Annotated in this window: 28 protein-coding genes and 3 tRNA genes; 18 read left to right on the forward strand and 13 right to left on the reverse strand. The window is 62.6% G+C overall.

Going from position 1 to position 25706, the window contains the following annotated elements:
• Window position 1 precedes the first annotated feature (1 nt).
• On the forward strand, window positions 2-688 hold the full coding sequence (locus tag G6N58_RS15495; RefSeq protein WP_068915513.1) for an LpqN/LpqT family lipoprotein: 687 nt from the start codon (window positions 2-4) through the stop codon (window positions 686-688).
• A 78-nt stretch (window positions 689-766) separates the two neighbouring features.
• Here G6N58_RS15495 and G6N58_RS15500 read toward each other — a convergent pair whose 3' ends face one another.
• The 5 genes from G6N58_RS15500 to G6N58_RS15520 all read right to left on the reverse strand — a co-directional run bounded on the left by G6N58_RS15500 (window position 767) and on the right by G6N58_RS15520 (window position 4368).
• Window positions 767-1111 (reverse strand): hypothetical protein, encoded by a 345-nt coding sequence (locus G6N58_RS15500; protein ID WP_232067878.1) that lies wholly within the window; start codon window positions 1109-1111, stop codon window positions 767-769.
• A 173-nt stretch (window positions 1112-1284) separates the two neighbouring features.
• Window positions 1285-1908 (reverse strand): TetR/AcrR family transcriptional regulator, encoded by a 624-nt coding sequence (locus G6N58_RS15505; RefSeq protein WP_115278112.1) that lies wholly within the window; start codon window positions 1906-1908, stop codon window positions 1285-1287.
• Between the two features lie 9 nt (window positions 1909-1917).
• The gene (locus G6N58_RS15510) at window positions 1918-2616 is read right to left on the reverse strand and encodes a crotonase/enoyl-CoA hydratase family protein (protein WP_115278111.1); all 699 of its coding nucleotides are present in this window, start codon (window positions 2614-2616) and stop codon (window positions 1918-1920) included.
• A 71-nt stretch (window positions 2617-2687) separates the two neighbouring features.
• Entirely contained in the window at window positions 2688-3575 is an 888-nt protein-coding gene (locus G6N58_RS15515; protein WP_115278110.1) for a phospholipase effector Tle1 domain-containing protein, read from the reverse strand.
• Between the two features lie 70 nt (window positions 3576-3645).
• Window positions 3646-4368: an MBL fold metallo-hydrolase gene (locus G6N58_RS15520; protein WP_068915517.1), complete on the reverse strand. Its 723-nt coding sequence runs from the start codon at window positions 4366-4368 to the stop codon at window positions 3646-3648.
• A gap of 117 nt (window positions 4369-4485) precedes the next feature.
• On the opposite strand from G6N58_RS15520, the gene G6N58_RS15525 reads away from it, so the two are divergent.
• The 11 genes from G6N58_RS15525 (at window position 4486) to rplA (ending at window position 9137) form a co-directional block, all read left to right on the forward strand.
• Window positions 4486-4558: transfer RNA gene (locus tag G6N58_RS15525), tRNA-Thr, on the forward strand.
• 37 nt (window positions 4559-4595) lie between these two features.
• Window positions 4596-4669 (forward strand) — tRNA-Met (locus tag G6N58_RS15530).
• A 36-nt stretch (window positions 4670-4705) separates the two neighbouring features.
• Window positions 4706-4873: a 50S ribosomal protein L33 gene (rpmG, locus tag G6N58_RS15535; protein ID WP_068915518.1), complete on the forward strand. Its 168-nt coding sequence runs from the start codon at window positions 4706-4708 to the stop codon at window positions 4871-4873.
• A 74-nt stretch (window positions 4874-4947) separates the two neighbouring features.
• On the forward strand, window positions 4948-5424 hold the full coding sequence (hadA, locus tag G6N58_RS15540) for a (3R)-hydroxyacyl-ACP dehydratase subunit HadA (RefSeq protein ID WP_068915519.1): 477 nt from the start codon (window positions 4948-4950) through the stop codon (window positions 5422-5424).
• Window positions 5411-5839 (forward strand): (3R)-hydroxyacyl-ACP dehydratase subunit HadB, encoded by a 429-nt coding sequence (gene hadB, locus G6N58_RS15545; protein WP_068915520.1) that lies wholly within the window; start codon window positions 5411-5413, stop codon window positions 5837-5839. The genes hadA and hadB overlap by 14 nt, the downstream gene beginning before the upstream one ends.
• 1 nt (window position 5840) lies before the next feature.
• Window positions 5841-6344, forward strand: coding sequence for a (3R)-hydroxyacyl-ACP dehydratase subunit HadC (gene hadC / locus G6N58_RS15550; protein WP_068915521.1), 504 nt, complete (start codon window positions 5841-5843; stop codon window positions 6342-6344).
• A gap of 140 nt (window positions 6345-6484) precedes the next feature.
• Window positions 6485-6557, forward strand: a tRNA-Trp gene (locus tag G6N58_RS15555).
• 43 nt (window positions 6558-6600) lie between these two features.
• Window positions 6601-7047 carry a preprotein translocase subunit SecE gene (gene secE / locus G6N58_RS15560; RefSeq protein ID WP_115278109.1) on the forward strand — a complete coding sequence of 149 codons (447 nt, stop codon included), beginning with the start codon at window positions 6601-6603 and terminating at the stop codon, window positions 7045-7047.
• 56 nt (window positions 7048-7103) lie between these two features.
• Entirely contained in the window at window positions 7104-7892 is a 789-nt protein-coding gene (nusG, locus tag G6N58_RS15565) for a transcription termination/antitermination protein NusG (protein ID WP_115278108.1), read from the forward strand.
• Between the two features lie 25 nt (window positions 7893-7917).
• On the forward strand, window positions 7918-8346 hold the full coding sequence (gene rplK, locus G6N58_RS15570; protein WP_068915524.1) for a 50S ribosomal protein L11: 429 nt from the start codon (window positions 7918-7920) through the stop codon (window positions 8344-8346).
• An 80-nt stretch (window positions 8347-8426) separates the two neighbouring features.
• Window positions 8427-9137: a 50S ribosomal protein L1 gene (rplA, locus tag G6N58_RS15575; protein ID WP_068915525.1), complete on the forward strand. Its 711-nt coding sequence runs from the start codon at window positions 8427-8429 to the stop codon at window positions 9135-9137.
• A 62-nt stretch (window positions 9138-9199) separates the two neighbouring features.
• Here rplA and G6N58_RS15580 read toward each other — a convergent pair whose 3' ends face one another.
• Window positions 9200-9682 carry an endonuclease/exonuclease/phosphatase family protein gene (locus G6N58_RS15580; RefSeq protein WP_115278107.1) on the reverse strand — a complete coding sequence of 161 codons (483 nt, stop codon included), beginning with the start codon at window positions 9680-9682 and terminating at the stop codon, window positions 9200-9202.
• 930 nt (window positions 9683-10612) lie between these two features.
• On the opposite strand from G6N58_RS15580, the gene G6N58_RS15585 reads away from it, so the two are divergent.
• The 4 genes from G6N58_RS15585 (at window position 10613) to G6N58_RS15600 (ending at window position 15986) form a co-directional block, all read left to right on the forward strand.
• Complete coding sequence (locus tag G6N58_RS15585; RefSeq protein WP_115278106.1) at window positions 10613-11029, forward strand: hypothetical protein; 417 nt, start codon at window positions 10613-10615, stop codon at window positions 11027-11029.
• Window positions 11030-11155: 126 nt separating this feature from the next.
• The gene (locus G6N58_RS15590; protein WP_115278105.1) at window positions 11156-13018 is read left to right on the forward strand and encodes a DUF4012 domain-containing protein; all 1863 of its coding nucleotides are present in this window, start codon (window positions 11156-11158) and stop codon (window positions 13016-13018) included.
• 174 nt (window positions 13019-13192) lie between these two features.
• Window positions 13193-14620, forward strand: a complete 1428-nt coding sequence (locus G6N58_RS15595; RefSeq protein ID WP_163908187.1) for a tyrosine-protein kinase domain-containing protein — start codon at window positions 13193-13195, stop codon at window positions 14618-14620.
• A 244-nt stretch (window positions 14621-14864) separates the two neighbouring features.
• On the forward strand, window positions 14865-15986 hold the full coding sequence (locus G6N58_RS15600) for a nucleotide sugar dehydrogenase (RefSeq protein ID WP_163908189.1): 1122 nt from the start codon (window positions 14865-14867) through the stop codon (window positions 15984-15986).
• Window positions 15987-16018: 32 nt separating this feature from the next.
• Here G6N58_RS15600 and G6N58_RS15605 read toward each other — a convergent pair whose 3' ends face one another.
• The 3 genes from G6N58_RS15605 to G6N58_RS15615 form a co-directional block, all read right to left on the reverse strand.
• Window positions 16019-16834 carry an ExeA family protein gene (locus tag G6N58_RS15605; RefSeq protein WP_011767780.1) on the reverse strand — a complete coding sequence of 272 codons (816 nt, stop codon included), beginning with the start codon at window positions 16832-16834 and terminating at the stop codon, window positions 16019-16021.
• Window positions 16831-18291 carry a DDE-type integrase/transposase/recombinase gene (locus G6N58_RS15610; RefSeq protein WP_013470158.1) on the reverse strand — a complete coding sequence of 487 codons (1461 nt, stop codon included), beginning with the start codon at window positions 18289-18291 and terminating at the stop codon, window positions 16831-16833. Before G6N58_RS15610 ends, G6N58_RS15605 begins: the two co-directional genes overlap by 4 nt.
• Window positions 18292-18381: 90 nt before the next feature.
• On the reverse strand, window positions 18382-19002 hold the full coding sequence (locus tag G6N58_RS15615) for an RNA polymerase sigma factor (protein ID WP_011767782.1): 621 nt from the start codon (window positions 19000-19002) through the stop codon (window positions 18382-18384).
• Between the two features lie 58 nt (window positions 19003-19060).
• Here G6N58_RS15615 and G6N58_RS15620 point away from each other — a divergent pair, with 58 nt between their 5' ends.
• Window positions 19061-19525: a UDP binding domain-containing protein gene (locus G6N58_RS15620; protein ID WP_232067879.1), complete on the forward strand. Its 465-nt coding sequence runs from the start codon at window positions 19061-19063 to the stop codon at window positions 19523-19525.
• Window positions 19526-19611: 86 nt separating this feature from the next.
• Entirely contained in the window at window positions 19612-20748 is a 1137-nt protein-coding gene (locus G6N58_RS15625) for a glycosyltransferase family 4 protein (protein WP_435406378.1), read from the forward strand.
• Window positions 20749-20885: 137 nt separating this feature from the next.
• Here the strand turns inward: G6N58_RS15625 and G6N58_RS15630 are convergent, their stop codons facing one another.
• From G6N58_RS15630 to G6N58_RS15645, 4 genes are all read right to left on the reverse strand, one after another.
• Window positions 20886-21701, reverse strand: a complete 816-nt coding sequence (locus tag G6N58_RS15630; protein WP_232067881.1) for a heparin lyase I family protein — start codon at window positions 21699-21701, stop codon at window positions 20886-20888.
• 193 nt (window positions 21702-21894) lie between these two features.
• Complete coding sequence (locus tag G6N58_RS15635) at window positions 21895-22668, reverse strand: FkbM family methyltransferase (protein ID WP_163908191.1); 774 nt, start codon at window positions 22666-22668, stop codon at window positions 21895-21897.
• A 123-nt stretch (window positions 22669-22791) separates the two neighbouring features.
• A complete protein-coding gene (locus G6N58_RS15640; protein ID WP_147289311.1) occupies window positions 22792-24189 on the reverse strand; it encodes a hypothetical protein in 1398 nt (465 codons plus the stop codon).
• A gap of 267 nt (window positions 24190-24456) precedes the next feature.
• Window positions 24457-25626, reverse strand: coding sequence for a polysaccharide pyruvyl transferase family protein (locus G6N58_RS15645; RefSeq protein WP_115278100.1), 1170 nt, complete (start codon window positions 25624-25626; stop codon window positions 24457-24459).
• Between the last annotated feature and the right edge of the window lie 80 nt (window positions 25627-25706).

Below are 25706 nucleotides of genomic sequence, written 5' to 3' on the forward strand. Positions count from 1 at the left end.
CGTGAAGAAGTTCACCACCGCGGCCGGCGCCGGCCTCACCGCGCTGGCACTCGGCCTGGCCCTCGTGGGTTGCGGCTCGGACTCGTCCTCCGAATCCGACGGTGGAAGCTCGGCGGCGGAGACTTCCAGCGAGGCGACCACCACGGTGGCCCAAGACCCGCCGGCGAACCCCAACGAGACCATTCAGGACTTCATCGGCAAGAACGGCCTGCAGGAGACCGCGGTCAAGCCGGGCGAGGAGGGCGTTCCGACGGTGAACCTGCCGCTGCCGCCCGGATGGCAACGCCGCGACGACGTCCCCGAGGCACCCTTCGGAGCCTTCTTTTTCCCGGGCAGTGCGGTTCCCACCAACCCGCCGCGCATCCTGGTGCTGATGTCGAAGCTCACCGGGGAGGTCAATCCGGATGTCCTGCTCGAGTACGCCCCGGCGGAACTGCGCCAGATGCCGGGGTTCCAGGCCACCAATCCCGCGTCCCGCGGCGAGCTGATGGGCTTCCCCAATTCGCAGTCCGCCGGCACGTACACCACGCCGGGTGGTCTGGGCGTCGTCGCGCAGAAGACAGTGGTGATCCCTGCCGACGACGGAGCCTATGTACTGCAGTTGAACGCCTACGCCGCCGACCGCGAGGCGCCGCTGCTGATGCAGGCAATCCAACTGTTCGATCAGCAGATGGCCATCATCGTCTAGCGGCTGGCCCACAGACGCACAATCGGGTGCCACCCCTAGGGTGGCACCCGATTGACGTTGGAGCTCAGGGTTGGTGGATCACCAGCTGCCGATGGGGGCGCCCTGCCGGAACTCACCGTTCTGGCGGACACCAAATGGTGCCGAGCGGGTGCCCACCACGGCCTTCACACTGTCGCGGACCTCACCCTGCGAGTGCACGATGCCGGTATCGGCCGACCGGGTGCTGCCCCAGAAACCACGGGCCTCACCCTGGGCGCTGCGGCGCAGCGCGTTCTGGTCGACGACGGTGGCCTGGCGGCTGGTGACGTTGGGGCGGGGAGCCATCTCGCGGACGTCGGCACTGGCGGTCGCGGCACCCAGGCTCAGGAACGCGGCGGTGGCAGCCGCCGATCCGATGCCGAGGACGGTCAGCTTGGTAGCCAAGCGTGTCCAGCTACGGGCATTCTCGGTCATCGACTACATCCCCTCCATCACATCGGGCCACGGTGGTCCCTGTGTTTCATCGTTGCGGAGCTGCGAACGTTACCAGTCGAATACTTAACCTGAGGTGAAACTCCGGCGGGCACTGAGGGGGCGTGCTCCTATTGCGAACAGCCTCAATGTATTTCGGAAACGATTGAATTCGGTCGTTGCGCGGAGAAGCCTCGGATCACACTGGCCACACCCACGCTCCACCGTCTGTCTACAGATTCGCCAGTGCTGCCCAGCCACCCTCCGGCCTCCTGGATGGCGAGGCCTTGGGCCAGCGCCAGCAGGACGTGAGCAATGTCGTCGGGGCGTCCACGCAGCTGCCCGGTATCGACGCACCGTCGCACCCTGGAGAGCAGAACGTCCCGCACTGTCGGCGCCTGAGCGAGTTCAGTGGGGCCGGGGGCGAAGTCCTCGAACGGCCGGGAGAACATCACCCGGGCCAGTGCCGGATAGTCCAGACAGAACTGGCGGAACACCGGAATCAGCGCCTGCAGATCGGCCACGGGGTCCCCGGTGTCCGCGACCACCGCCATCGCCCGACCGAGTCGGCGAAAACCCTCGAAATACACCTGTCGCACCAGACCGGCCTTGTCGGCGAACAGTTCGTAGATGGCGGGCACCGACGTTCCGGCCTGTTCGGCTACCCGACGGGTGGTCAACCCGGAGACACCGTCGGCGCAGACCACGTCGACCGCCACCGCCAGCACACGGTCGCGCAAGTCGGCGGTGCGCTGCTTGACCCGCGGCATCGTGCGTTCCTACTTGAGGCCGAATTCGGCCTTCATGTTGTCGATGCCCGCACGGATCCCGTCGAGCGCCTCGGCCCGGGCCCGCAGTTTCGACGCGACATGGGCGCCGCGATGCAGGTTGGCGAACCCTCGGGCGGCCTCCTCGGCGCGCTCCAGCACCGCTTCGGGAAGGGCGATCTCGTCGATCCAGCCGGCGGCCAGGGCGGCTTCGCCGAAGTAGACCTTGGCCAGGCCCACCGACTGCTGGTAGGCGGCGCGGGTGAGGCGCAGTTTCATGACCTCGAGGGCTGCGTAGGGCAGGACCATGCCAATGGCGACCTCATTGGCCTGAATGTTGTAGCCGGGGGCCGCAATTCGATGATCGCCGCTGCACAGCAGGAATGCACCCATCGCGATCGCGTGACCGGTGCAGGCCATCACCACCGGCTTGGGAAACGACAGCAGCCGGTGGGAGAGCTCAAAACCGCCCTGCAGCATCGCGACCGAAGCGTCGACATCGCCGGACTGGAACACCTTGAGGTCGAAGCCGCCGCTGAACACCTTCCGGTTGCCGGCGAGCACCACGGCGCCGACGTCGTCGCGTTCGGCATTGTCGAGGGCGTCGTTGATGGCCTGCTGCATGCCGAGGCCCAGCACATTGGCCTTGCCGTCATCGAGGGTGATGACGGCAATGGTCTCGTCGTGCCGGTAGATGACTGCGCCGCTCATGAGTGACCTCTCCACGCTGGATCCGACGTTTCATAGCGACGTTACGAAACGTCGTTACGAAACGTCAAGAGTCACATCGGTGCGGCCAGCCGCTCTGCCGACGCCGGCCACTCGGTGTCCACCCAGGTGACCCGTTTCGGCAGGTGAAGCCAGTAGCGCGGGTGGGCCTCGACGTAGGCCCGCACACTCGAGTGCACCAGAGCGAGGTCGGGTAATGAGGCCCGCGGGCGCCGCAGCCTGCGCGGCGGCGACGGACGGGAGGGGATGGCCGGCAACGCCACGGTGGTCCCGCGGTACTGCACGCCCGCCTGCTGGGCTCCATCCAGGACCCAGTCCAGCGCCCGGTGGCTCAGCCGGGGATCGCCGGACGGCAGGCCGATGATGTCGGGATAGCCGCCGCGAAACCACACCTCGTCGATCGTCCCGGGGGCCACCGGTAGCGCCGACTCGCCGACCGCAGAGTCGATGCCTCGCGCATGCCGTCCGATCTGCACGGTCGGCAGCGACGTCGACATCGGCGGCAGCTCAGCAGGGGTGACCATGTGCAGCAGACCCACATAGGTGATGGGAACCGGCACGGCGCCGGCGACGGTGGCGGCGAGGTGGCCAAGTCGGGCCCAGTCGCCCTCCGGACGGACAACCGCCGGCGACAACCAGTGGGCGACGGCGAAATCGAACAGGTGATGATCGGGCTCCACCAACCCCACGGTGCCCAGCACCTTTGCCAGGAGGCAGACGCTCGCCGCACCTGCACCGGCGCCGAACAGCACCACCTGGTCCCCGGTGTCGTAGCAACCCGCCAGAGCTGAGTAGGCCTCGGCGGTGCCGCGGTGCAGTCCCTCTCGGTCGCCGCCGATCCGGATCGGCACGTGAACGCCGTCAGGCGCGGCCGGCGGGAGCCCCACCTGGCTCAGGGATGTAGAGGCCTCGAGTTCAACGGACAGCACGATCACCTTCATGGCGCTGACGTTGGTCGAGCATGGGCCGCGGGCCGCGCGTAGTGCGCTACTCGATTCGGTGGAGTCTGGGTCAGCCGCCCATCACGGTGCGCCACTGCTCGAGGCTGGACGCCCGGTACACGTAGTTGCTGCGTTTGACGACGTCCAGTGGCGCGCTGGTGTCCGCCGAGTACCAATGCCCGGGATACACCACCGGGTCGCCCGGCAGCGCTGCCAATTGCTGCAGACTGCGGTACATGTCGTCGACGTTGCCACCGGGGAAGTCGGTACGGCCGCAGCCCTCCAGGAACAACGTGTCGCCGGCAACCAGTCGGCCATCCAGTAGGAAGCACTGACTTCCCGGCGTGTGGCCGGGCGTGTGCAGCAATTCGATGTCGATGGCCCCCACGCTCAGTCGGTCACCGTGCTCGTGTGCGGTCAGATCCGTCCGCGCGATACCGGTGATCCGCGAAACCCATTCCGCTTCGTGAGTGTTGACGTGGATCGGGGTGCTCTGACGTTCCAGCAGTTCTGCGACGCCCTTGAGGGTGAAGCCCATCATCGAGCCGCCCACATGATCGGGATGGTGGTGGGTAACCAGCACGCCGGCCAGCGACATCCCATCCGCCTCGAGGACGTCCACCAGATCGTTCGCCGCGTAGGCCGGGTCCACGATGACGCACTGCTTCGTCTCGCGGTCGCCGATCAGATACGAGAAGTTGCGCATCTGGGTGGCGATCATGTCGCCGGCCGCAAAGTCACGCCCGGCTAGCAGCTGGCGGAAGTAGAGGCGATCATCGGTGCTGGAGGCCATCAGGCCAGAGTAGAGGTTCTTCCATGAGGCTTGACCAGCGGTTTGGTGCTTGATCCAGCCAGGCTGTACCCTCTTTAAGGCCCCGGCGGCAGCGAATGCTGACGCGGTGGGTGACAGGCCCCCTTAGCTCAGTCGGCAGAGCGTTTCCATGGTAAGGAAAAGGTCAACGGTTCGATTCCGTTAGGGGGCTCGGTGGACGTGCGGCGGGATTGTCGCTCGTACCTCGGGGCGGTGTAGCTCAGCTGGTTAGAGCGCACGACTCATAATCGTGAGGTCGGGAGATCGAGCCTCCCCACCGCTACAAGACTGACAAAGACGTGTTGAAAAGGACGAAACCGTGGCCTCCAGTACAGATGTCCGGCCGAAGATCACTTTGGCCTGCGAGGTGTGCAAGCACCGCAACTACATCACCAAGAAGAACCGCCGCAACGACCCCGATCGGCTGGAGCTGAAGAAGTTCTGCCCGAACTGCGGCAAGCACCAGGGGCATCGCGAGTCTCGCTAAACCCCAGTCAGGGCCGGCCGATCAACGGTCGGCCCTTTCTTTCGTTGGTTGAGTCGATCGAGTTAGGTCCACCCGTGCCCCTGTCTGAAAAACTGGTCGGGACGCATTACCGTTACCCCGACCACTATGAGGTCGAGCGCGAGAAAATTCGCGAATATGCCACCGCCGTCAAAAATGACGATGCCCCGTTCTTCGACGAGGGCGCCGCTGAGGAGCTGGGGTATACGGGTCTGGTGGCCCCGCTGACCTTTGTCTCCGTCTTTGGCTACACGTCCCAGCGGGCCTTTTTCGACCAGGCCAACATCGGTATTTCCGATCGCCAGATCGTCCAGGTGGACCAGTCGTTCAAGTTTCTGCGACCGGTCGTGGTGGGGGACAAGCTCTACAGCGATGTCTACGTGCACTCGGTCCGCCAAGCGCACGGGACCGACATCATCGTCACCAAGGTTCTGATCACGAACCAGGACGGCGAGTTAGTTCAGGAGTGCTACACCACCTTGGCGGGGCGTAGCGATGACGAAGAGAGTGGCTTCAACGATGGCTCTGCGTGAGTTCAGTTCGGTCAGTGTCGGCGACACCCTGCCGGAGAAGACCATCCCGTTGACCCGGATGGACCTGGTGAACTACGCCGGTGTGTCGGGTGACCTCAACCCCATCCACTGGGATGACGAGATCGCCAAGCTGGTCGGCCTCGACGTGGCAATCGCGCACGGCATGCTCACCATGGGCCTCGGTGGCGGCTACGTCAGCTCCTGGGTCGGCGATCCCGGTGCCGTCACCGAGTACAACGTGCGCTTCACTGCCGTCGTGCCCGTGCCCAACGACGGCAAGGGTGCCGAGCTGGTGTTCAGCGGCCGGGTGAAATCCGTGGACGCGGACGATAAGTCCGTGGTCATTGCGATCAACGCGACCACCGGGGGCAAGAAGATCTTCGGGCGCGCCGTGGCGAAGGCGACGCTGGCCTGACATGGCGATCAAAACCAACATCCTGGGGATGGTCTACAAGTACCCGGATTACTTCACCGTCGGCCGGGAGAAGGTCCGGGAGTTCGCCAGGGCAGTCAAGAACGACGACCCGGCCTTCTACGACGAGGACGCGGCGGCTGAGCTGGGGTACGACGGCCTCCTGGCGCCGCTGACCTTCGTCTCCACCGTCGCGCTGCTGGTGCAGCAGCAGTTCTTCCGCGACGTCGACACTGGCTTCGAGACCATGCAGATCGTGCAGGTAGACCAGCAGTTCCTCTACCACAAGCCGATCAAGGTCGGCGACAAGCTGTACCCGGTGATGGAAGTGGTGTCGGTGACCGAGCGCTTCGGCGCGGACATCGTGGTCACTCGCAACATCCTCACCGACGAACACGGGGATATGGTCCTGGAGGCCTTCACCACGCTGATGGGCCAGCAGGGTGAGGAATCGGCCAAGATCAAATTCGACATCGCCACTGGTCAGGTGACCCGGGTCGCGGATTAGTAGATAGCCATTACCCCGATGTACACTCGGACCTCGGGGTTCTCCCACGTACAAGCGCGCTGTCCGGCGGTTTGACCGATCGGGTAGCGCGCGAGTTATGTGGGGCCCAACCTGATGGAGTCGGCGTGGCCGGCTGCTGAAGGGGCGTAGCTCAACTGGCAGAGCAGCGGTCTCCAAAACCGCAGGTTGCAGGTTCAAGTCCTGTCGCCCCTGCTCAACTGAATATTCGAGATGGTGGACCACGAAGGAGCATGCGGTGAGCGACGAGCGCGACAACGCCGACGCAACCGACGGCACCACCGACCAGAACACCGGAGACCAGGGCAGGTCCTTGGCCACGGGCACTGTGACACCGCAGCGACCTACCGGTAAGCGTTCGCGTCAGCGGGCACTGGCCGGCGGCGGTACGGATGATGCCGAGCCGTCGACTGACGTCGAGACCGAGGCCAGCACCAACGGATCGGGCAAGACGCCCAAGGCGAAGACCGCCAAGGACAGCGGCGGGCCGTCGCGCAATCCGATCCTGTACGTCATCAACTACCTGAAGCAGGTCGTCGCCGAACTGCGGAAGGTCATCTGGCCCAACCGCAAGCAGATGGTCACCTACACCTCCGTGGTGCTGGTATTCCTGGCTTTCATGGTGGCGTTGATCAGCGGTGTGGATCTGGGTCTGGCCCGGCTCATCTCGCTGGTATTCGGCTAACGCAGCGCCGTCACCGACGACGAACCGCTGAACTGTAAGTGAGAGGACTGACAACCGTGACTAGCTTCGAGGGCGAGCAGCCCGCAGCTGAGTCGGGCGAGTCGATCGCCGACGACCAGTCGGTGACCCTCGTGGAGGACACCACTGAGGCAGAGGCACAGGACGCCCCTGCCGCAGAGGAGGCTCCCGCCGAAGCCGCCGTCGAGGTGGATGAGGACGAGGATCCCGCCGTCGCGCTCAAGCGCGAGCTGCGCAGCAAGCCCGGAGACTGGTACGTCATTCACTCCTACGCCGGGTACGAGAACAAGGTGAAGGCCAACCTCGAGACCCGCGTGCAGAACCTCGACGTGGGCGACTACATCTTCCAGGTGGAAGTGCCCACCGAAGAGGTCACCGAGATCAAGAACGGCCAGCGCAAGCAGGTCAACCGCAAGGTGCTGCCGGGCTACATCCTGGTGCGCATGGACCTGACCGACGATTCGTGGTCGGCGGTGCGCAACACCCCCGGTGTCACCGGGTTCGTCGGTGCCACCTCGCGCCCGACGGCGCTGTCGCTCAACGACGTGGTGAAGTTCCTGCTGCCGCAGGGCCAGCCGAAGAAGGCGGCCAAAGCCACCAGTGGGGCCGCCGCGGCCGCCTCGACCGAGGCCACGCTGGAGCGTCCGGTCATCGAGGTGGATTACGAAGTCGGCGAGTCCGTCACGGTCATGGACGGCCCGTTCGCCACGTTGCCGGCGTCGATCAGCGAGGTCAACGCCGAGCAGCAGAAGCTCAAGGTGCTGGTGTCCATCTTCGGCCGCGAAACACCTGTGGAACTGACCTTTAACCAGGTCGCGAAGATCTAAGTCGGAAAGAAAAGGAACACCCAGCATGCCCCCGAAGAAGAAGGTCACCGGGCTGATCAAGCTGCAGATCCAGGCCGGGCAGGCCAACCCCGCCCCGCCTGTTGGTCCCGCGCTCGGTCAGCACGGTGTCAACATCATGGAATTCTGCAAGGCGTACAACGCCGCGACCGAGTCGCAGCGCGGCAACGTCATCCCCGTGGAGATCACGGTCTACGAAGACCGCACCTTCACGTTCGCCTTGAAGACCCCGCCGGCTGCCAAGCTGCTGCTCAAGGCCGCGGGCGTGCCCAAGGGATCTGGCGAGCCGCACAAGACCAAGGTCGCCAAGGTCACCTGGGACCAGGTGCGCGAGATCGCTGAGACCAAGAAGGAAGATCTCAACGCCAACGACATCGACCAGGCCGCCAAGATCATCGCCGGCACCGCCCGGTCGATGGGCATCACGGTCGAATAAGACGAGCCCGCTTCACCGATTTCGTGGCAGGGCTGGCATCGGCCCGTATTGACCACGACCTCTGAACCAAGGAGATACCAATGAGCAAGACCAGCAAGGCCTACCGCGAAGCCGCCGAGAAGGTCGACAAGACCAAGCTGTACTCCCCGCTGGAGGCGGCGAAGTTGGCCAAGGAAACCTCGTCGAAGAAGCAGGACGCCACCGTTGAGGTCGCGATCCGCCTCGGTGTGGATCCGCGCAAGGCCGATCAGATGGTGCGCGGCACCGTCAACCTTCCCAACGGCACGGGCAAGACCGCCCGCGTCGCCGTCTTCGCGGTGGGCGACAAGGCCGAGCAGGCCCTCGCCGCCGGCGCCGACGTGGTGGGCAGCGACGACCTGATCGAGAAGATCCAGGGTGGATTCCTGGACTTCGACGCCGCGATCGCCACCCCCGACCAGATGGCCAAGGTGGGCCGCATCGCCCGTGTCCTCGGCCCGCGTGGTCTGATGCCGAACCCGAAAACCGGCACCGTGACCGCCGACGTCACCAAGGCCGTTCAGGACATCAAGGGCGGCAAGATCAACTTCCGCGTCGACAAGCAGGCCAACCTGCACTTCGTCATCGGCAAGGCCTCGTTCGACGAGAAGAAGCTGGCCGAGAACTACGGCGCTGCACTGGACGAGATCCTGCGCGCCAAGCCGTCCTCCTCGAAGGGCCGCTACCTCAAGAAGGTCACCGTCTCCACCACCACCGGCCCCGGCATCCCGGTGGACCCGCAGGTGACGCGTAACTTCACCGAAGAGGCCTAGCCACTTCGCAGTTCGTCAACGGAACCCCCGACGCGCCTGGCGCGGAGGGGGTTTCGTTGTGATTACGGCTGTTGCGGCGCGACGGGGATCCTGATGGTGCCCAGCAGAGCCCGATGGTCGGAGCCGGGAACGTACACCGTCTCGACCGAGGACGCCGCGGCGTTGCGCGTCAGAATGTGGTCGATGGTGAGCAGTGGGGGATGCCAGGTGCGCGACGGGAAAGTGGGGGCGAATCCCGATCCCGTCTGCTCGACAGCGTCTCGGTAACCGTTGCTCAGCAGGTCGCGGAACTGACGCGTGTCCGGCGTGCTGTTGAAGTCGCCAGCGACGACGACGGCGCCGCTGCCAATGTTGACCGCGTAGGCGCTCAGGGCTGCCTTCGTGGCGCTGATGCCGATACGCCACTCCCCAACGGTGTCCCGCTTGTCAGCCAACGGCGACTCGACATGGACGACGAGAGGCTCGATCTGCACTCCGGGAACCTCTACTCGCGCCGCCGCCACCGTGTAGTCCCGGGGCACCGGCGGACGGGGCCAGGACTGCATGAGGGAACGTATCTGCCAGCGCGGCTCGGGTGAACCTCTCCAGGGCGGCAGAGGTCAGTTCGGACACCAGGACGACGTCCGCATGCCACTGAGCCAAGGCCACGAATGTTGTTACGTCGGCCCGCCCGAGGCGCAGGTTTGAGGACACATCACGAGCCGGTCGGCGCACCACTACGTGGTGAGTTTCCGCATCATCCGGCGCAAGGTTGTGTTCCGACGGAAGCGGGGGCATTCGCATACCGCACATTCTGTGCCGCGCCGATAGTGCTCATGGCTTGAGCGCGCGTGATCGCACACGCATACATCCCCTCGCACGGACGACACTGTACGCGGAGCAATGATGTGCATGGCCGTCAACCCACCGGCCGGGACGTGATCCTGAGAGCGAGCTGTCGAAGCCCCCGACGCTGCGCCGACGGACTGCTGTTGGTGCTCGTGGGGATACTGAGGTTCTAGAGGGGGAATTTGCCTTGTTCCCCTGGGAACTACTCGCTCTGATGGCAAACAACCCCCGCACGCACCTAATCGACTGTCAAGCCATCTCGGAATCGTTGCTAGTCCTGTCCGGGACCTCCGTGTGCTCCTCTCGGCTTACGCGGGAGACGCTCCAGGATGGCTACCGTGAGCGCGACTACTAACGCGATAGCCAGGCGTTTTGCCTTTGTGAGATGCGATGCGCGCAGGCTGCGTAAGGCACCCCTACCTACCGGGGCGCGTTCCGATTGACACGCGTAAAGCTCTTTGCTCTAACGTCGAGCAGTCGAACGTGACTTGTTAGCGAACGCAAGCGAATCGCCGCGAACCCCGAGAATTAACCGTCTGGACACGCTGTGAGCTGCGGTTCGTGTTGACGACCTGTGAAGTGTCTGCGATGCTTACAGCAATCTCACGCAGTACTCAGGAAACACCAGTAAAGAAAAGGGGGGGACAATGTCCACCATTGCCACCAAGTTGAACTCGGTCACCACGAAGGTCAAGGTCGGCACCGCCGCCGTGGCGCTGGTGGGGGCTGCCACGCTGACGCCGGCTATCGCCGACGCCACCCCGGTGAACTTCACCGTTGCTCAGTCGGTCTCCGCGGCCGATCTCAGCAGCCTGCCTGTGCTGCCCGGCGGTCTGAACGCCACCGTTGATGCGGGCGCCTCGGCTGTCGGCCCGGTTTCCGGCGGCATCGTGTTCCTGGCCTCGCTCCCGCTGTTCGCGGTCGAGGCCCTGCGCGACACCTCCTACACCATCGGCAACCTGTTCGGTGGCGAAGGCAGCTTCATCGGTGGATTCTTCATCGGCTTCGGCAACAACCTCAACGATGCCCTCGAGAACGGCCCGTTCGTTCCTTACGGCTCCTAATTCCGGGCGATCGTTGATCGTTTGATTCTCTGAAGTGGCGCGACTCGTCAGTCGACGAGTCGCGCCATTTTGGGTTTTCTGGAACTCTTGCGGTTGGCTTCACCTGAAGTCCGACCGCACTGAAGCATGGGGAACTTCGACTTGGGTATTTTCTCTCGGCGCTCGGTCCGCGATTCCGACGGCGACGACGGTGACTTGTCCGACGACGTAGACGAACAGAGATGGTGGCAGTCCACGGGCGCCCGGCGGGCGCTGTGGATCGGTGCCGGCCTGGCTGTTCTGGTCGTCGTGTTCGTCGCCTGGTTGGGCGTCAACGCGTTCACCGCCAAGTCGAGCCTCGAAGAGGCACGCGGCAGTGCTCAGAAGACCAAAGATGCTCTGCTGCAGGGGGATACCGACGCGGCCTCACGCTACGCCGGGGAGGCGCAGTCACAGGCCCAGTCGGCCCGGGACGCTACGCATTCCATCCCATGGAACGTCGCCGCCGGCTTGCCGTGGCTGGGTAGTCCGTTCAAGACCGGGCAGCAGATCGCCAACGTCGTCGAAGGCTTGGCCACTGACGTGCTGGGGCCCTCGGCAGAGGTGGGCTCGGTGTTGGCGCCCGATCAGTTGCTCGCCGGTGGCCGGCTGGACGTCAAAGCGCTGAGCGCCGAGGAGCCGAAACTCAGTGCGCTCTCGGAGACCGCTTTGCGTCTAGACGCCGAAGCGCAGAGCATCGCTGAACCGGGATACATCTCGGTGCTCGCTGATGCTCGGACGCAGTTGCAGGATCAGACCCACGAGTTGACCAGCTTGCTGCACAACACCACCCTCGCTGCGCGAATCGCCCCGTCGTTCATGGGCGTCGACGGTCCACGTTCGTACTTCATGGGATTCCAGACGAATGCCGAAGCCCGTGGCACTGGCGGCCTTCTGGGCGGCTTCGGCGTACTGCGGTTCGTCGATGGCGAGCCTTCAGTCGATGACCTCGGTCCTAACACCGAGCTCGACAAAGCGTTCACCCCAATCGATCTGGGGCCCGAGTTCGAGAAGAACTATGGGTTCAGCAATCCCTTTACGGATTATCGCAACAGCAATCAAAGTGCGCATTTCCCGTATGCGGCTCAGATCTGGCAGTCCATGTGGGCGCAGCAGACGGGCATGAATGTCGATGGGGTGATTGCGCTGGATCCGATCGCGCTGAGCTACATCTTGGATGCGGTGGGATCGATCACCATGCCAGACGGCGAAGTGGTCACCCAGGACAACGTGGTCGAACTCACGGAGTCGACCGCGTACGTGCGCTTTCCTGACGATCAGGTAGCACGCAAGCAATACCTGCAGGACATCGCTAATCAGGTAGTCCGCAAGGTAACCGGTGACATTAAGTCCCCGCGCAAGCTGTTGGACGCGCTGGGCAAGGCGGTGAGCGAGCGCAGGATCGCGGTCTGGAGCTCCAATCCCGACGAGCAGGCGCTGATCGAGCAGACTCCGCTTGCCAATGTGATCCCCGATGACCCTGCGCCCTACGCAGAGGTGGTGATCAACAATCTGGGTGGCAACAAGATGGACTACTACCTCACCCGCGAGATCGAGTACGTCGCGGACGGCTGCACGGGGGATACCAGAAATTCCACGGTCACTGTTCGCTTGACCAACACGATCAAAGACATTCCGGAACCGGATTACATCGCGGGAACCCTCGGTTTTCCTGAGCGGTTCCAGGGGACGTTGCCGCGCGGCACCATGCTCAGCTCAGTCCGACTCCTCGCCACCACCGGCGCCACGCTGGAGAGTGTGCTGGTAAATGGCCTTCGTGCGCCCACCTTCATCTCTACCGAGCGCAACCATCCGAGCTTTGAAACGCAGCTGGCCATACCGCCTGGCGATACGGCTGAACTGACGTTTCGACTGGAGGAACCGACATCACCGGGCGCGGCTCGAGTGCCCGTTCAACCTCTCATGGATGATATTGACCCGGTTGTATCCGTACCCAGGTGTTCGGAATAGCCGGATGGCGATTTATTGCAGTATGGCAAATCTGCAGGACGCCAACTATATGCAAATGAGAGCAGCGACGCCGGGCGGCCAGGCCTTAATCCGAACGGTATGCTCTGTTCGATTGCAGGCTCAACAATTCGGCGGGCGCGGGGGCTTTGGAGAAATGGCAGCGAAGGGGCGGAATTGAATCTACAAGACGTATTAAGATCGCTGCGTGCCCGGTGGGTCACTGTAGGTCTGACGGTGCTGATATCAGTCGCGGCGGCGGCGGCGATCACTGTGCTGACGACGCCGATGTATCAAGCCACAACACGCCTCTACGTCTCAGCTGCTGCTGGGGGCTCAGTAGCGGAGATGTACCAGGGAAACAGGCTGTCCCAGGAACGAGTCCTGTCTTACACAGAGCTGCTCAAAGGGCAGACGGTCGCACAGCGGACCGTCGACAAACTCGGTCTGGACATGAGCGCGGCGGCGTTGAGTGCGAATGTCGAAGCAACCGCGAAGCCTGACACCGTGCTGATCGACGTCAGTGTCCGAGACACCTCACCGATCAGAGCCAGGGACACCGCGAATACGCTATCCGACGAGTTTGTGGGCCTAGTTCGCGAACTCGAAACCCCGGAAGCGGGTACACCCCCCAACGCCCGTGTTGTTGTCGAGCAGCGAGCTTCGATACCGACCTCCCCAATTGCGCCGAAGCCGGCGCGGAACATACTTGCGGGCCTGGGGGTCGGTCTGCTGTTGGGCATTGGGCTGGCAGTGCTTCGGGAGGCTCTCGACAACACGGTCAAGAGCAGGCAAGTGCTGGAGGAAACTGCTGAGACGGGTGTGGTGGGAAGTATCCCGCTCGACAAAGAGCGCCGCAAAGAGCCTGCGATCGCGTACGAAAGTGATAACTCGGCTATCGCTGAGGCTTTCAGGAAGTTGCGGACAAATCTGCAATTCCTGGCAGTCGACAATCCGCCGCGAGTCATAGTCGTCACCAGCTCTATGCCGTCTGAGGGAAAGTCAACAACTGCAATCAATATCGCGCTTGCGCTGGCAGAGGCAGAGCACAACGTCGTCATTGTAGACGGTGACATGCGAAAGCCGGTTCTCCACAAATACCTTGATCTGCTTCAGCCTGTGGGTTTTAGCACCGTTCTCAGTGGGGGCGCATCGCTCGACGAGGCCCTGCAGAAAACACGGTTCGAAGGACTTACCGCATTGACGTCCGGAGCGGTTCCCCCGAATCCGAGCGAACTTCTTGGATCCATGGCGGCCAAGAAGCTCCTCAGCGAGATGCGGTCGAGGTTCGACTACGTGATCGTTGACTCGACGCCACTGTTGGCGGTGACTGACGCAGCCATTCTGGCGGCGGGGGCCGACGGTGTGCTTCTGATCGCGCGGTACGGACAGACTAGGCGTGATCAGCTGGCTCACGCTGCAGCGAGCCTGCGAGACGTTGGCGCGACCCTGCTGGGTGCAGTCTTCACGTTGATGCCGCTGCGCGGGAACACCTCATACAGCTACACCTATTACGGCGAGGACAATCCGACCAAGGCAGCAGGCAACTCTTCCCACTCACGTCGCAGAGGTCTTAAGGGATCTTCTGGGCAGCAGAGTGCGTAAATGTCGCTGCTGCTCGAACGGCAGTCATCGAGAGTGATGCATCACGCGGTCTTCGCGCGCTACTGAGGCTTGCTGTCCTGATGTGCAGACTCGGCGAGCTTCACCTGGAGGTAGTAGTGCGTAAAGGCTCCGAATTGTGCCGATGACGAAATATCCCAGCGACGTGCAGCCTGTGCGCCAGGTCGGTCTCGGTCTACAACGGCGGTCAAACTCTCCTAAGATCGGTTGAGGACAAAGGGGGCATATGAAGATCAGCATTTTCGGACTGGGTTACGTCGGGGCGGTGTCGGCGGCGTGTTTGGCTTCTGACGGGCACACCGTGATCGGTGTTGATCCCAATCAAACAAAGGTCGATCTGATCAACTCTGGCCGAACTCCCATCATCGAAGCCGAGATCGGCGAGATGATTGCAGCTGAGGTCGCAAGCGGCCGTCTGCTGGCCACAACGGACGTGCGCGAAGCTGTGGAAGCCACCGATCTCTCGCTCATTTGCGTAGGGACACCCAGCCAATTGAACGGCAATCTCGATCTGAGCTACGTTCGCCGGGTATGTGAGCAGATCGGCGAGGCATTACGCGCCAAGCAGTCGTACCATGTTGTTGCGGCTCGGTCGACGATGCTTCCCGGGAGCATGCGCGGCGTCGTGATACCTACTTTGGAGAACGCGAGCGGCAAGCTCGCCGGCACGCAATTCGGTGTGTGTAGTAATCCTGAGTTCCTGCGAGAAGGAACCGCGGTGTGGGACTACTACCACCCGCCGAAGACGGTGATCGGAGAGACCGACGCTCGAGCCGGCGACCCGCTCGTTGAACTTTATGGGTCGTTGGAGGCGCCGTTGGTGCGCACTTCCGTCGAGACAGCTGAGATGGTCAAGTACACCGACAACAACTGGCATGCGCTGAAAGTGGCATTCGCAAACGAAATCGGAACCATTAGCAAAGCGGTGGGTTTGGACGGCCGCGAGGTAATGGACATCTTTTGCCAGGACCAGAAGCTGAACCTGTCCGCGTACTACATGAAGCCCGGCTTTGCCTTCGGCGGCTCCTGCTTGCCGAAAGACGTTCGCGCCCTGACTTACAAAGCCAGAAACCTAGACCTCGACCTACCGCTCCTAAACTCGATTCTCCCATCGAATAAGCGGCAGGTCGATCGCGCGATATCTATGATTACCTCCAAGGGAAAGCGCAAGATTGGCATCCTTGGATTTGCGTTCAAGGCGGGTACCGACGACCTGCTGTTGCCCGTCGCTATGGATGAGGATGTCGGCGTCATTGGCGGTGATGATGGGTGGGCTATGAGAACGGCCCCGCTCGGTGTGGTGAGCGGGGCCGTGGTGGGCTCGGTGACGGGGTCGTCGGCGTGGTGACGCCGTGGTCGGCGTGGTGAAGCGACTTGGGTTCAGTCGGTTGCTGTTTCGCTGATGGCGATGCGTGCGGCTTTCTCTCCGACGATGGAATGACCGGCGGCGAACGCCGCGGTCAGGGCGTGGAGAGCGAGGTTGTTGACCGCGCGGGGGTGCCCGCGTGAGGCGTTGTGGATCAGCGTGATCGCGTCGTCGGCGAACAGCACGTCGGAGCGGCCGGCGATTTTGGTGTGGTGGTTGATGTAGTCGGCGGTGTCGGCCGGTGTCATGCCGGGCAGGGTGTAGCGCACCGCGATGCGTTGATCCAGTGCGGCCAACACGCCCAGGCGTAGCCGGTGGCGCAGGGTGGGTTGTCCGACCAGCACGACAGCGAATGGTGATCCGGAGTCCATGTCGTGGTTGGTCAGCAGCCGGATCGCTTCGAGTTGACCGTTGTCGAGCAGGTGGGCTTCATCGACGACCAGGACGGGGCTGCGGCCGCGTTCGGCGTGCTCGGCGGCCAGGGCGTCAGCGGCCTGGGGTGCCAGGCGTGCGGTGTGAAAGACCGGGGTGTGGCCGAGGGCGGCCACGATGTGGGTGAGCATGCCGCGCACCCCGATGGTGGGGTTGGCCAGGTAGATGATGACGTGTCGTGCTGGGTCCAGCGCGGTGGCGGCGGCGCGGATGGCCACGGTTTTGCCGGCGCCGACTTCGCCGGTGATGACTCCGATGGCGCATTGGTCCACACACCAGGAGATTCGGGCGATCGCTTCGCTGTGTCCGGGGTGGCGGTGCAGCATCGACGGCGCGAGATCGCGTCCGAACGGCATCCGCGAGAAGCCCCAATGTGATTGCAGTCGTTGAATACTCATGCCGACACCCCATCCTTGTGATCGAGGCTGGGCAGCGCGAGTTGACCGGGAAGCTGATTGTCATCGGTGGCCGTGGCCTGGGCGCCGTAGAGGGCGTGGTAGCCGATGCGTTCGTCATCGCGCAGCTGCTCATGGTGGGCCGCGGCGGTCAATGCCAGGTAGTCGATACCGGTGGCTGCCGGCGGTGTCTGGCTGCTGATTTCGGGTCGGGCTTTGGGGTGGGCGTGGCGGGTGATCGTGTGGGCTATGGCTTGGCCGTAGCTTCTGTCCTGGTCGCGGACCTCGATGGCCTGCAGGTCGAACGGGGAGAACACCAGTTCCACCCGGCGCCCGACCAGGGCGGGGTCGACCTGGTAGGTGTTGGAATGCAGCGAGACGGTGGCGGTTTTGGTCACTATCCGGAACTCCGACCACAGGAACGCTTCGGTCAGATCCGCGGCGGTCGGCAACGCCGCAGGGTGGCCGAGCCGGTCGAAGCCGGCTTCCCAGCGGGCCAGTGGGGATTGCCCGGTCTCGGTATGGATTCGGCGGTGGTATTCGGTTTCAACCCAGGCCATGAACAGCCGGTTGAGCTCCAACAACGCACCAGCATGGTCGACCCCGGCCGCAGCGAGGTCCTCAGCGGTGGTGTCGGTCACCTCGACGAGGAACTGTTCACGCACGGTGCGGAAGAACCGTTCGATCTTGCCGCGGCCCTGCGGGCGACCGGGCGCGGAATGCACCAGCCGGATCCCGAGTTTCGCGCACGCCCGCAGCAACCACGCATCGACGAACGCGGACCCGTTGTCGACATAGATCGAGGCGGGAACTCCGCGAGCAGCCAACGCCGGCTTCAACGCCGCCGCCAGGCGCACGGTGTCTTCGGCGAACCCGAAGCGGTGCCCGACCACCAACCGAGAATGGTCGTCGAGGAACGCGAAGAGGTAGGTTTTGCGGTCCCCGACCCGCGGGCCGTGCAGGGCATCGCCGACCCACAGTTCATTCGGGTCGGGGGCTTCGAACCGCCCGAACACCTCAGCGCTCTGACCTGCGGCCGGGCCCATCAGCTCACACCGATGGAAGTGGCGCAGCAGCGTCGATTCCGAGGGCGCCCACCCAGTCGCGGTGCGCAGAATCCGGGCCACCTGCGCGGCGGTGCGGGCCGGGTTCTCCCGTTTGAGCGAGGCGGCCAACTCCAGCACCTGGACATCGGTGCGGGTGGCCAGCCGGCGCGGTTCAGGGACCAGCGCTTCGAACCCGCCGCCGCGGTAGCGCCGGATCCAGCGGTCCAGGGTGGCCCGCGCGATCTGGACCTGGGTGCCGAACGGGTCGATATGGCGACGGCCGGCGATCTCACGGACTACCCGGCCCCGCTGCCGGGTCGAGAGCCCCTCTTCCAGCGCGGGGCAGATCACCTGATAGCGGAACAACCCGATCGCATTCGCCCGTTCCCGACGCTTGTGGTCCTCCAACGACACCGCAGTGCCCTCCTCACACTCGATGGCCCCACCCGAAACCGTCTGTCGGGCAGGCGCCCTGGCGAGGATCACCGATCACCTGACTGTGCGTCAGGGGCAACTGGTGTTGCACGGCACCGCCGATGACATCGGCGGCCACCCAGGCGCCAACAGTCGAGCGCCGCTGACGGCCACCACCACCAGCGCCGGCGTCACCACGCCCAGCAACCCGGCCGGCCCGAACCGCTGCCCGATCGCCGACGCGGCGACCATCACCGCCGCCACGACATCGCGCCAACCACAGCCGAGCCCGTCGGGGATCATCACATCGATCCCCGTACCCACCGCCACCGTGAGAAACCACGTCCTCATCGACTCCAGACGCTGCCCAGCCCGCCGCAGCCAGCCCCGCACCGTCGACGGCGGTACCTGCAGTCGGGCAGCGATCCCGCGATGCCCTACCCCCTCAGCCCGCGCCGACAGCGCCATCCAAACCCGCTCGGCCGCATACGCTCTGCGCAACAGCATGGTGACCGGCAACAACACATGAGTGACCAGACAGGAGCGGCACCGGGCCCGGCGCGGCCGCACCCGATCATCGAGTCCCTCGACGTGGCGGGCGCGGGCATACCCCCAGCCGCCCAACACCCCGTCCGGACAAGCCGGGCAGGAAATCGCCCCACCAACCAGCCGCGACTCGACGCAGACACGATCGACCTCTACCGTCACCATCAGTGCCTCCGAGCACTACAGCGCGGCACCTCGCCAAGCCCGCCAAGACTTCAGCGAGGTGCCGCGCACCCATCAGTTCCTCGTCACACTGACGGTGCACACGAACAAGATCAACCCGACGACGGCGCCACAGGCCACATCAGCACGCTCAATGACGACCGCATACCCCGTCGTCGTCATCCCGAGAGACGGTCAACACCTGCGAGAGTCTCCGATCGTTGATGTCATCGAGCACCTGATCGGTAAGGGCTACGAACTCAAACTCTATGACAGCAACGTGAGTCTGGCCGCTCTTACCGGAGCTAATCGTGACTACATCTTGAATCATATTCCGCACATCTCGGGCTTGATGGTAGAGACCATCGATGAAGTGGCGGATTTTGCCGAAGTCATTGTTATTGGCAATGGCGCCGACGAATTCAAGTCTGCAGTCGCGAGTTCGCGGCAAGGGCAAGTTGTCGTCGACCTGGTACGAGTCACCGATGACACGAGTGCCGACGACTACGACGGAATTTGTTGGTGAAACTCAGGGTGCCGAACGGATCGCCTGCCACTGGACGTCGAGTTCTGATCCTAGTGGAGAACCTGCCCTCGCCATTCGATCGTCGTGTGTGGCAGGAGGCCACTACACTGCATGCGCATGGTTGGCAGGTGAGCATCATCTGTCCAACCGGCAAGGGCTACCAGAAGACTTTCGAAGAGATCGATGGAATCGAGATCCATCGGTACCGACTGCCCACCGAGGGCGACGGCGCGCTCAGCTATCTGGCGGAGTATTCGTCTGCACTGTGGAACACATTCCGGCTGGCCATCAAAGTTCGGCGGCGCCGGGGGTTTGACGTCATCCACGCGTGCAATCCGCCGGACTTTCTCTTCCTTGTCGCCGCCTTTTTCAAACTATTTGGAAAAACGCGGTTTGTCTTCGATCATCACGACATCAATCCGGAGTTATACGAAGCCAAATTCGGCCGTCGCGACCTTCTGTGGAAGGTGATGATCTGGCTGGAACGGGCAACTTTTAAAACAGCAGACGTGTCGATCGCGACCAATGAGTCGTATCGTAAAATCGCCATCGACAGAGGTCGTATGGATCCAGATCGTGTGTTTGTGGTCCGTAGCGGACCCGTGGTGGAAAGGCTGAGGATCCAGCCGCCCAAAGCAGAATTGAAGTGCGGTAGGAATTTCCTCGTTGGATATGTCGGCGTCATGGGTAAGCAGGAAGGCATCGACCTCCTGCTGGAGGCCGTCCGGGTGATCGTTCACGACACGGGTCGACGCGACGTGCACTTTGGATTGGTGGGGAGCGGTACCTCGTTGGCGGAGATGCAGCAGCTGGCGGTCGAGCTAAATGTTTCGGACTACGTGACCTTTACCGGAAGAGTGCCCGACGATGAGTTGCTCGACGTTCTGAACACGTCGGATGTGTGCGTCAACCCCGATGTTGCGAATGAAATGAACGACAAGTCCACGATGAACAAGATCATGGAGTACATGGCACTGGGCAAGCCCATCGTGCAGTTCGATCTCGCAGAGGGTCGTTACTCCGCGGGCGAGGCTTCTCTGTATGCGGCAAAGAACGACCCGCATGACATGGCGAGAAAGATCGTCGAGCTGCTCGACGATCCGGAGCGTCGTGCGCAGATGGGAGCTTTTGGTCATAAGCGCGTTCACAACGAGTTGGCCTGGCAGTACGAGGTGCCCAAGCTACTTCAGGCTTACGAAGCTGTCATGACGGATGGCCGCTGACTCCATCGGTAGACGGGTAGCTCGAACGGATCGTGCCGATCCCTTTCGGAACCCATGTTCGACCCAGGGTTCGCGGCATCGATGCAGGCACTCGGGCCGGAGCGAATCTGTGCCCGGACCTTGGCACTGCAACGGTGCTAGAGCGGTGGGTCTTCGGGGCCGCACCGGAAACCCGCATGGTAGACGACCCCCGAGGGCATGTCCCGAGACTGATCCCGGTAATAGCCCTCTTTGTAGCGGACTGTTTTGGTGTCGGGGATGAGGGTGCGGACGCGAAATGTGTCCGAGCCGTCTACGAAGGTTTGGCGTTGGCCATTGTGCCAAAGGCGGATCCAGCCTCTGTCGTCTGACGCAGACCAGCGGATCTGCATGGTCACGTCATGCCAATTTCCAACATCAAGCGGGGTGTGGAATATGGTGAATGAACGCTCGTACTCGCCCGGGGCAGATTGCTTCTGCACCTGGAGTGACCAATAACCGTTCTTCTTGCCGACCGACCACGCCAGTGGCGGTCCGGCGTGGGAGACGCCCCACCATTGATTGGTGATGCCTTGGCCGAGGTCGGCGTGATTCATAGGGAAATCGGTGTGGAACTTGGTGGCGAACTGGTACCACATCACTTCGCCTTCGGTACCGCCCGTTTCGGGACCACCCATGACTTCTGAACGCTGGGTTCCGTGCTCGTTCGGATCGCCGGGTTTAACCTCGAAACGGGCCGCGTGCCCGTACTTGCCGTCTTCGACGATGCTCGCTGTGGAATTCGAATCGAAGCCACCGGCACGGCCAGCGTACGACTCGTTCTGAACGGCCACCCACTGGCTGAAGTCGCCTGTGCTGTAGTCACCTACAAAGCTCACCGGTGATGCAGCAACGACACCTGCGGGCCCGAAGAAGAGCAACATCACGACGACTACCGACACTGCCGGCGCGATGGCTCGGGATGCCCGTTTCACCTTAGGTCCTCCAGCCTGAGTTGCACCTTCTCTCCTCTCATCGCTGTAGGAACCGCATCCGTTTCGCAGCGACCCCCGCCTGCGCTGCAAACTATTCATCGAACTCGAGTCGTAGAGAGGCGTTGACCCGTTTCTCCGGAGGCGCACAGCACGGGCAATGATCGCGATCATCTCAAGGCCCGCCCCGCCGCATCTAGCCGAACCTGACCTTGACTGATTCGACCTTCTCTTGTGGAAGGTAGAACGTGTTTTTCTTTCCGATCTGATCAAGAGTGATCTTTCCGTCGGCGTAAGCCGCGCGTCGGTAGTCTTCGGCAAACAAGATCTCTTCGTGGGTCGGTTCTTTGTTGTTCTCGAGAAGGAATATCGGGCGGTCTTTTCGTATGGTTTCAAGACCTCCTCTGAGGACGGTTGCCTCAAATCCCTGTACGTCGATCTTGATGAGATCCGGTGTGGTGCCCACTTCGTCCCAACGTCGAATCTCACAACGTTGTCGCTCGATTTTGAGATGCTTCTCATCGAAGCCGTAGATCCGACGTGCGTTGAGCCAACCGTGGGCGGAGTCGTAGTCGAACGACGCCAATCCATCGAACATGAAACCGCGGTAGTACGGAACGAAGAGTTCGAAGAATCCGTTCTCGTCGCCCAGGCCGAAGGCATGAATCGTTACGTTAGGGTCGTTCTCGTAGCGTTTACTAAGCCGTGCGGCCAGCACCGGATTGGGTTCGAAGGCAACAACCGCCGCGGACTTGTGGTAGAGCCGGAGAGAGTCAATGGTTTGTCCTCGGTTCGCCCCGATGTCAAGGAACTGTTGCCCGGCCGAGATGGGAAGCTTCTCGAAAGCCCGGTAACAGGAATCCGAGGGTGCATGCCTGACCTGGCGTAACTTGCGTTGTCCCCACGCTTTCACGTCAACCAGTGGACCAGCGTAGGTTTGCGCTGTCCGAATTGCCTTCTTCAATTCCACGTCATCCCCTATGTGTTGTGACACCGTGACAAACATCTGTGACATCCGACAATGTCATCGACCTCTGGATTGGCGAGTACTGGTTCTGTTGAGAGCAATCGTTCCGCATCTCCGCAAGCGCCGCTACTTTTGCAACGCCCGGTCATCGAATAGCTGGCCCCTGTCATAGGCCCGTTTTCCCGTACTAGCACCGTACGCCAGGCCGGAGACCATCCCGAGCGCGGTGAAGAACAATGGCGCGGCACCGGCGTCGGACAGATATGGGTGAATGACCATGAAAAGGGTCATGAGCACGAGGAGGAAACGCAGTGCCCGCGCGGCGGGGTTCGCCAGGGAGGCATCGTCGACGGCAACGGTACTGAGAACCCGGTGCATCCGAATCAATGCCGCGACAATCAGAAAAATCAGGGCGCCCAACAATAGGACTCCGCCCTGCATCAGAACTGTGATGTACATCGATTCCATGTAGGGAAATAGATGGCTATTCTCCGGAACCGGGCCGTAACCGGACCATAGATTACGGGTAATGATCGGCACGAAATCGCGCAACCACACATCCACTCTGAACCAGAACGATTTGGGCAGGATGGAGAAACTCTCACTGCTTCCATACTGGATCGCTAGGCGATCCGCGATGTTGTCGCCGATCGGCGAAGCGAGAGCTGCGGCCGAGAGAGCGATGATTCCGCCAATCGCCCAGGCAGCACGGCGAGTCGACAACAGAAACGCGAAAACCGCTGCAACGCAGATCAAGGCTGGGCTGGCGGTAGCGGTTGAGAGGATTCCGATACCCGATAGGAGCACCGTGGCGAGCATCAGTCGTCTGTCGCGATCATCAAGGCTCACCCGGGCCAGGCAGACGACGGCGATAACCACATGGATGCAGAGATACATTCCCAGCGCATGCTGGCTCGGGAAGAATCCCGTCCCGCGATACACCTGATAATCGAGGGGGTTGAGGATCTTATCGCGACCAGTGATCGCTGCCAGAATCCGACGCACGGGGCCAATGTTCGCGACTTGGAGCACCGCAACCACCGACATGACGCACGCAAGGATCATGGATGGTCTGAGCCACGTGAGAAGGCTCCGGCTCTTCTGGCCTATCGCATAAGCAAGCACATAGAGGAGGGCATACTGAGGTGCGCCGAGCAGCTCGTGTGGAAGGACTCCTAGGCTCAGTTCGGTGCGCCGGGCGAAGTTGACCAATGTCATCGCGACGTACACCGCGGCGTATACGAGGACTGCACCGCCGAGGCCGTCGATCAGCCGCCAGCGCCCACCCCAACGAACGAGAACTGCGGCAGCTAGCAGAACCATCAGGACATCAGAGATCTTCAGACCGGGCACGATTGCCCCGCGTGCGGTCCCTGAGGTTGCCGCGATCAACGCCAACACCACCGCGAAATCTCTGGGTTCTCCGCGAGAAACCGGCGGTCGAAGTGTCTTCAACGACGCTGATTGAGTCATTGCAGAGTCGAATGCTTCCGAATGGTCACGTACAGAGATCTCTGTCGGCATGCCGGACAGCTGGTCTTGTGCGAGTACCCCTGGACATGCTCCACCCCGTTCACCCGTTCATACTCTCACGTGAAATGTGGCGGTTCACGGCGTATGAGGTGACGTCTCGAAGCGCGCAGATGCTCGGCGGCCCGGACACCGGCCGGCAGGTCCCAGGTTGCTGACGTCTTAGCTGTCGGCGCACATATCCGACCTCGCACCGCAACTGGTCCTCCGCGTAACATGACAACGAACCGGAGCGCCGAATGGCCTGAGAGCTCCGCGATTTCACCCCGTGATTGCCCTTCGCACTTCTTCCCACATCTTGCGGGCGCCGGCCTTCTGCGTTTCCGCCCGCTCGGAGAGTCGAAGGCGGGTTGCCTCATAGGTCTCGTTTGAATCAAGCTGCTTCAACGCCACCAGCGCCTCATCGGCCGATGCGCTCACCGGCACCACGTACTCCTCAACCCCGTAATCGCGGAAGAGCTCAAGATATTTGTGGCTCCAACCTGTCGCGATCGAAGGAACCGACTGTGAGAGCGCACTCACCAGAGCATGGAACCTCGATCCGACGACGAGGGAACACGACCCGATGATCGCCTTGAGCTCCAGAGCGCTCGAGCGAGCGACGACTTCGACGTCGCACCCGTGTCGTGTCGCTGCCAGATCGCGCACCTGCTCCGCCAACGGGCGGTCCGTCTTTTCATGAATGAGCAAGAACGGACGGTGCCCGTTGTTGACGAGCTCGCGTACCAAACGAACGAGAAACTCCAAGTACGCGTTGCTGGTGTCGTCGCCCGTCTTGTCGAGCATCCGGATGTTGGGGATGATGCACGCCCGCCCGGCGAGATCGGCCGCTGTCGATGAGGGAACGGGATTGAGCAGATTGGTAAAGTCGGGGGCCAAGCGGATACCGGAGGCGTCGTCGCCGAGTGCGTGTAGGGCCTCGTAGGAGCTCTCGTCTCGTGCGAACACGAGATCAGCGGTCCGCAGAATCGCACGGGTGGCGGTGCGGGTGGGTTCTGTTGAGAACGGGCCAAAAGCCTGCGGCAACAACACAACTCGCTTGCCTGCTGCCTTCCATCGGCTGCACAGCCGCGCCATCTTTTGCGCTTTTGCCGGCCCCCATTGATCGCTGAACGCAAATCCCGACGCGTCCAAAATGACGTCCACATCACGATCGCTGACCAACTCGTAGCGCCGCCTCAGTGAAGAGGGGAGAACATTGCCTGCACTCGCCAGAAGCGCCGGTCCGCCCGGAAGGCGGTCGCGCCGCCGATTGGTTGTCCAAACATGGCTGCGAAGCCCCGCTTTGCGCCGTTCCTCGAACGTACCGATTCCGAGGTGCGCCGCCGGGATGAAGCCTTCACCCCATGACGAGTACTCCTGGCTCACGGCGTACGCCATGAGCTCAGCTCCCTTGTTGTAAAAGTTGATTCCGGTCACGGAGGCGATCACCCGCCGAGTATAGGTCGGCGCAAGGTATCTCGTTCGACGGTGAACGTGCTCGTCCCGTCTCCTGAAGGCGGTTCTGGCTA

The organism is Mycolicibacterium tokaiense (assembly GCF_010725885.1).
Lineage (GTDB): Bacteria > Actinomycetota > Actinomycetes > Mycobacteriales > Mycobacteriaceae > Mycobacterium > Mycobacterium tokaiense.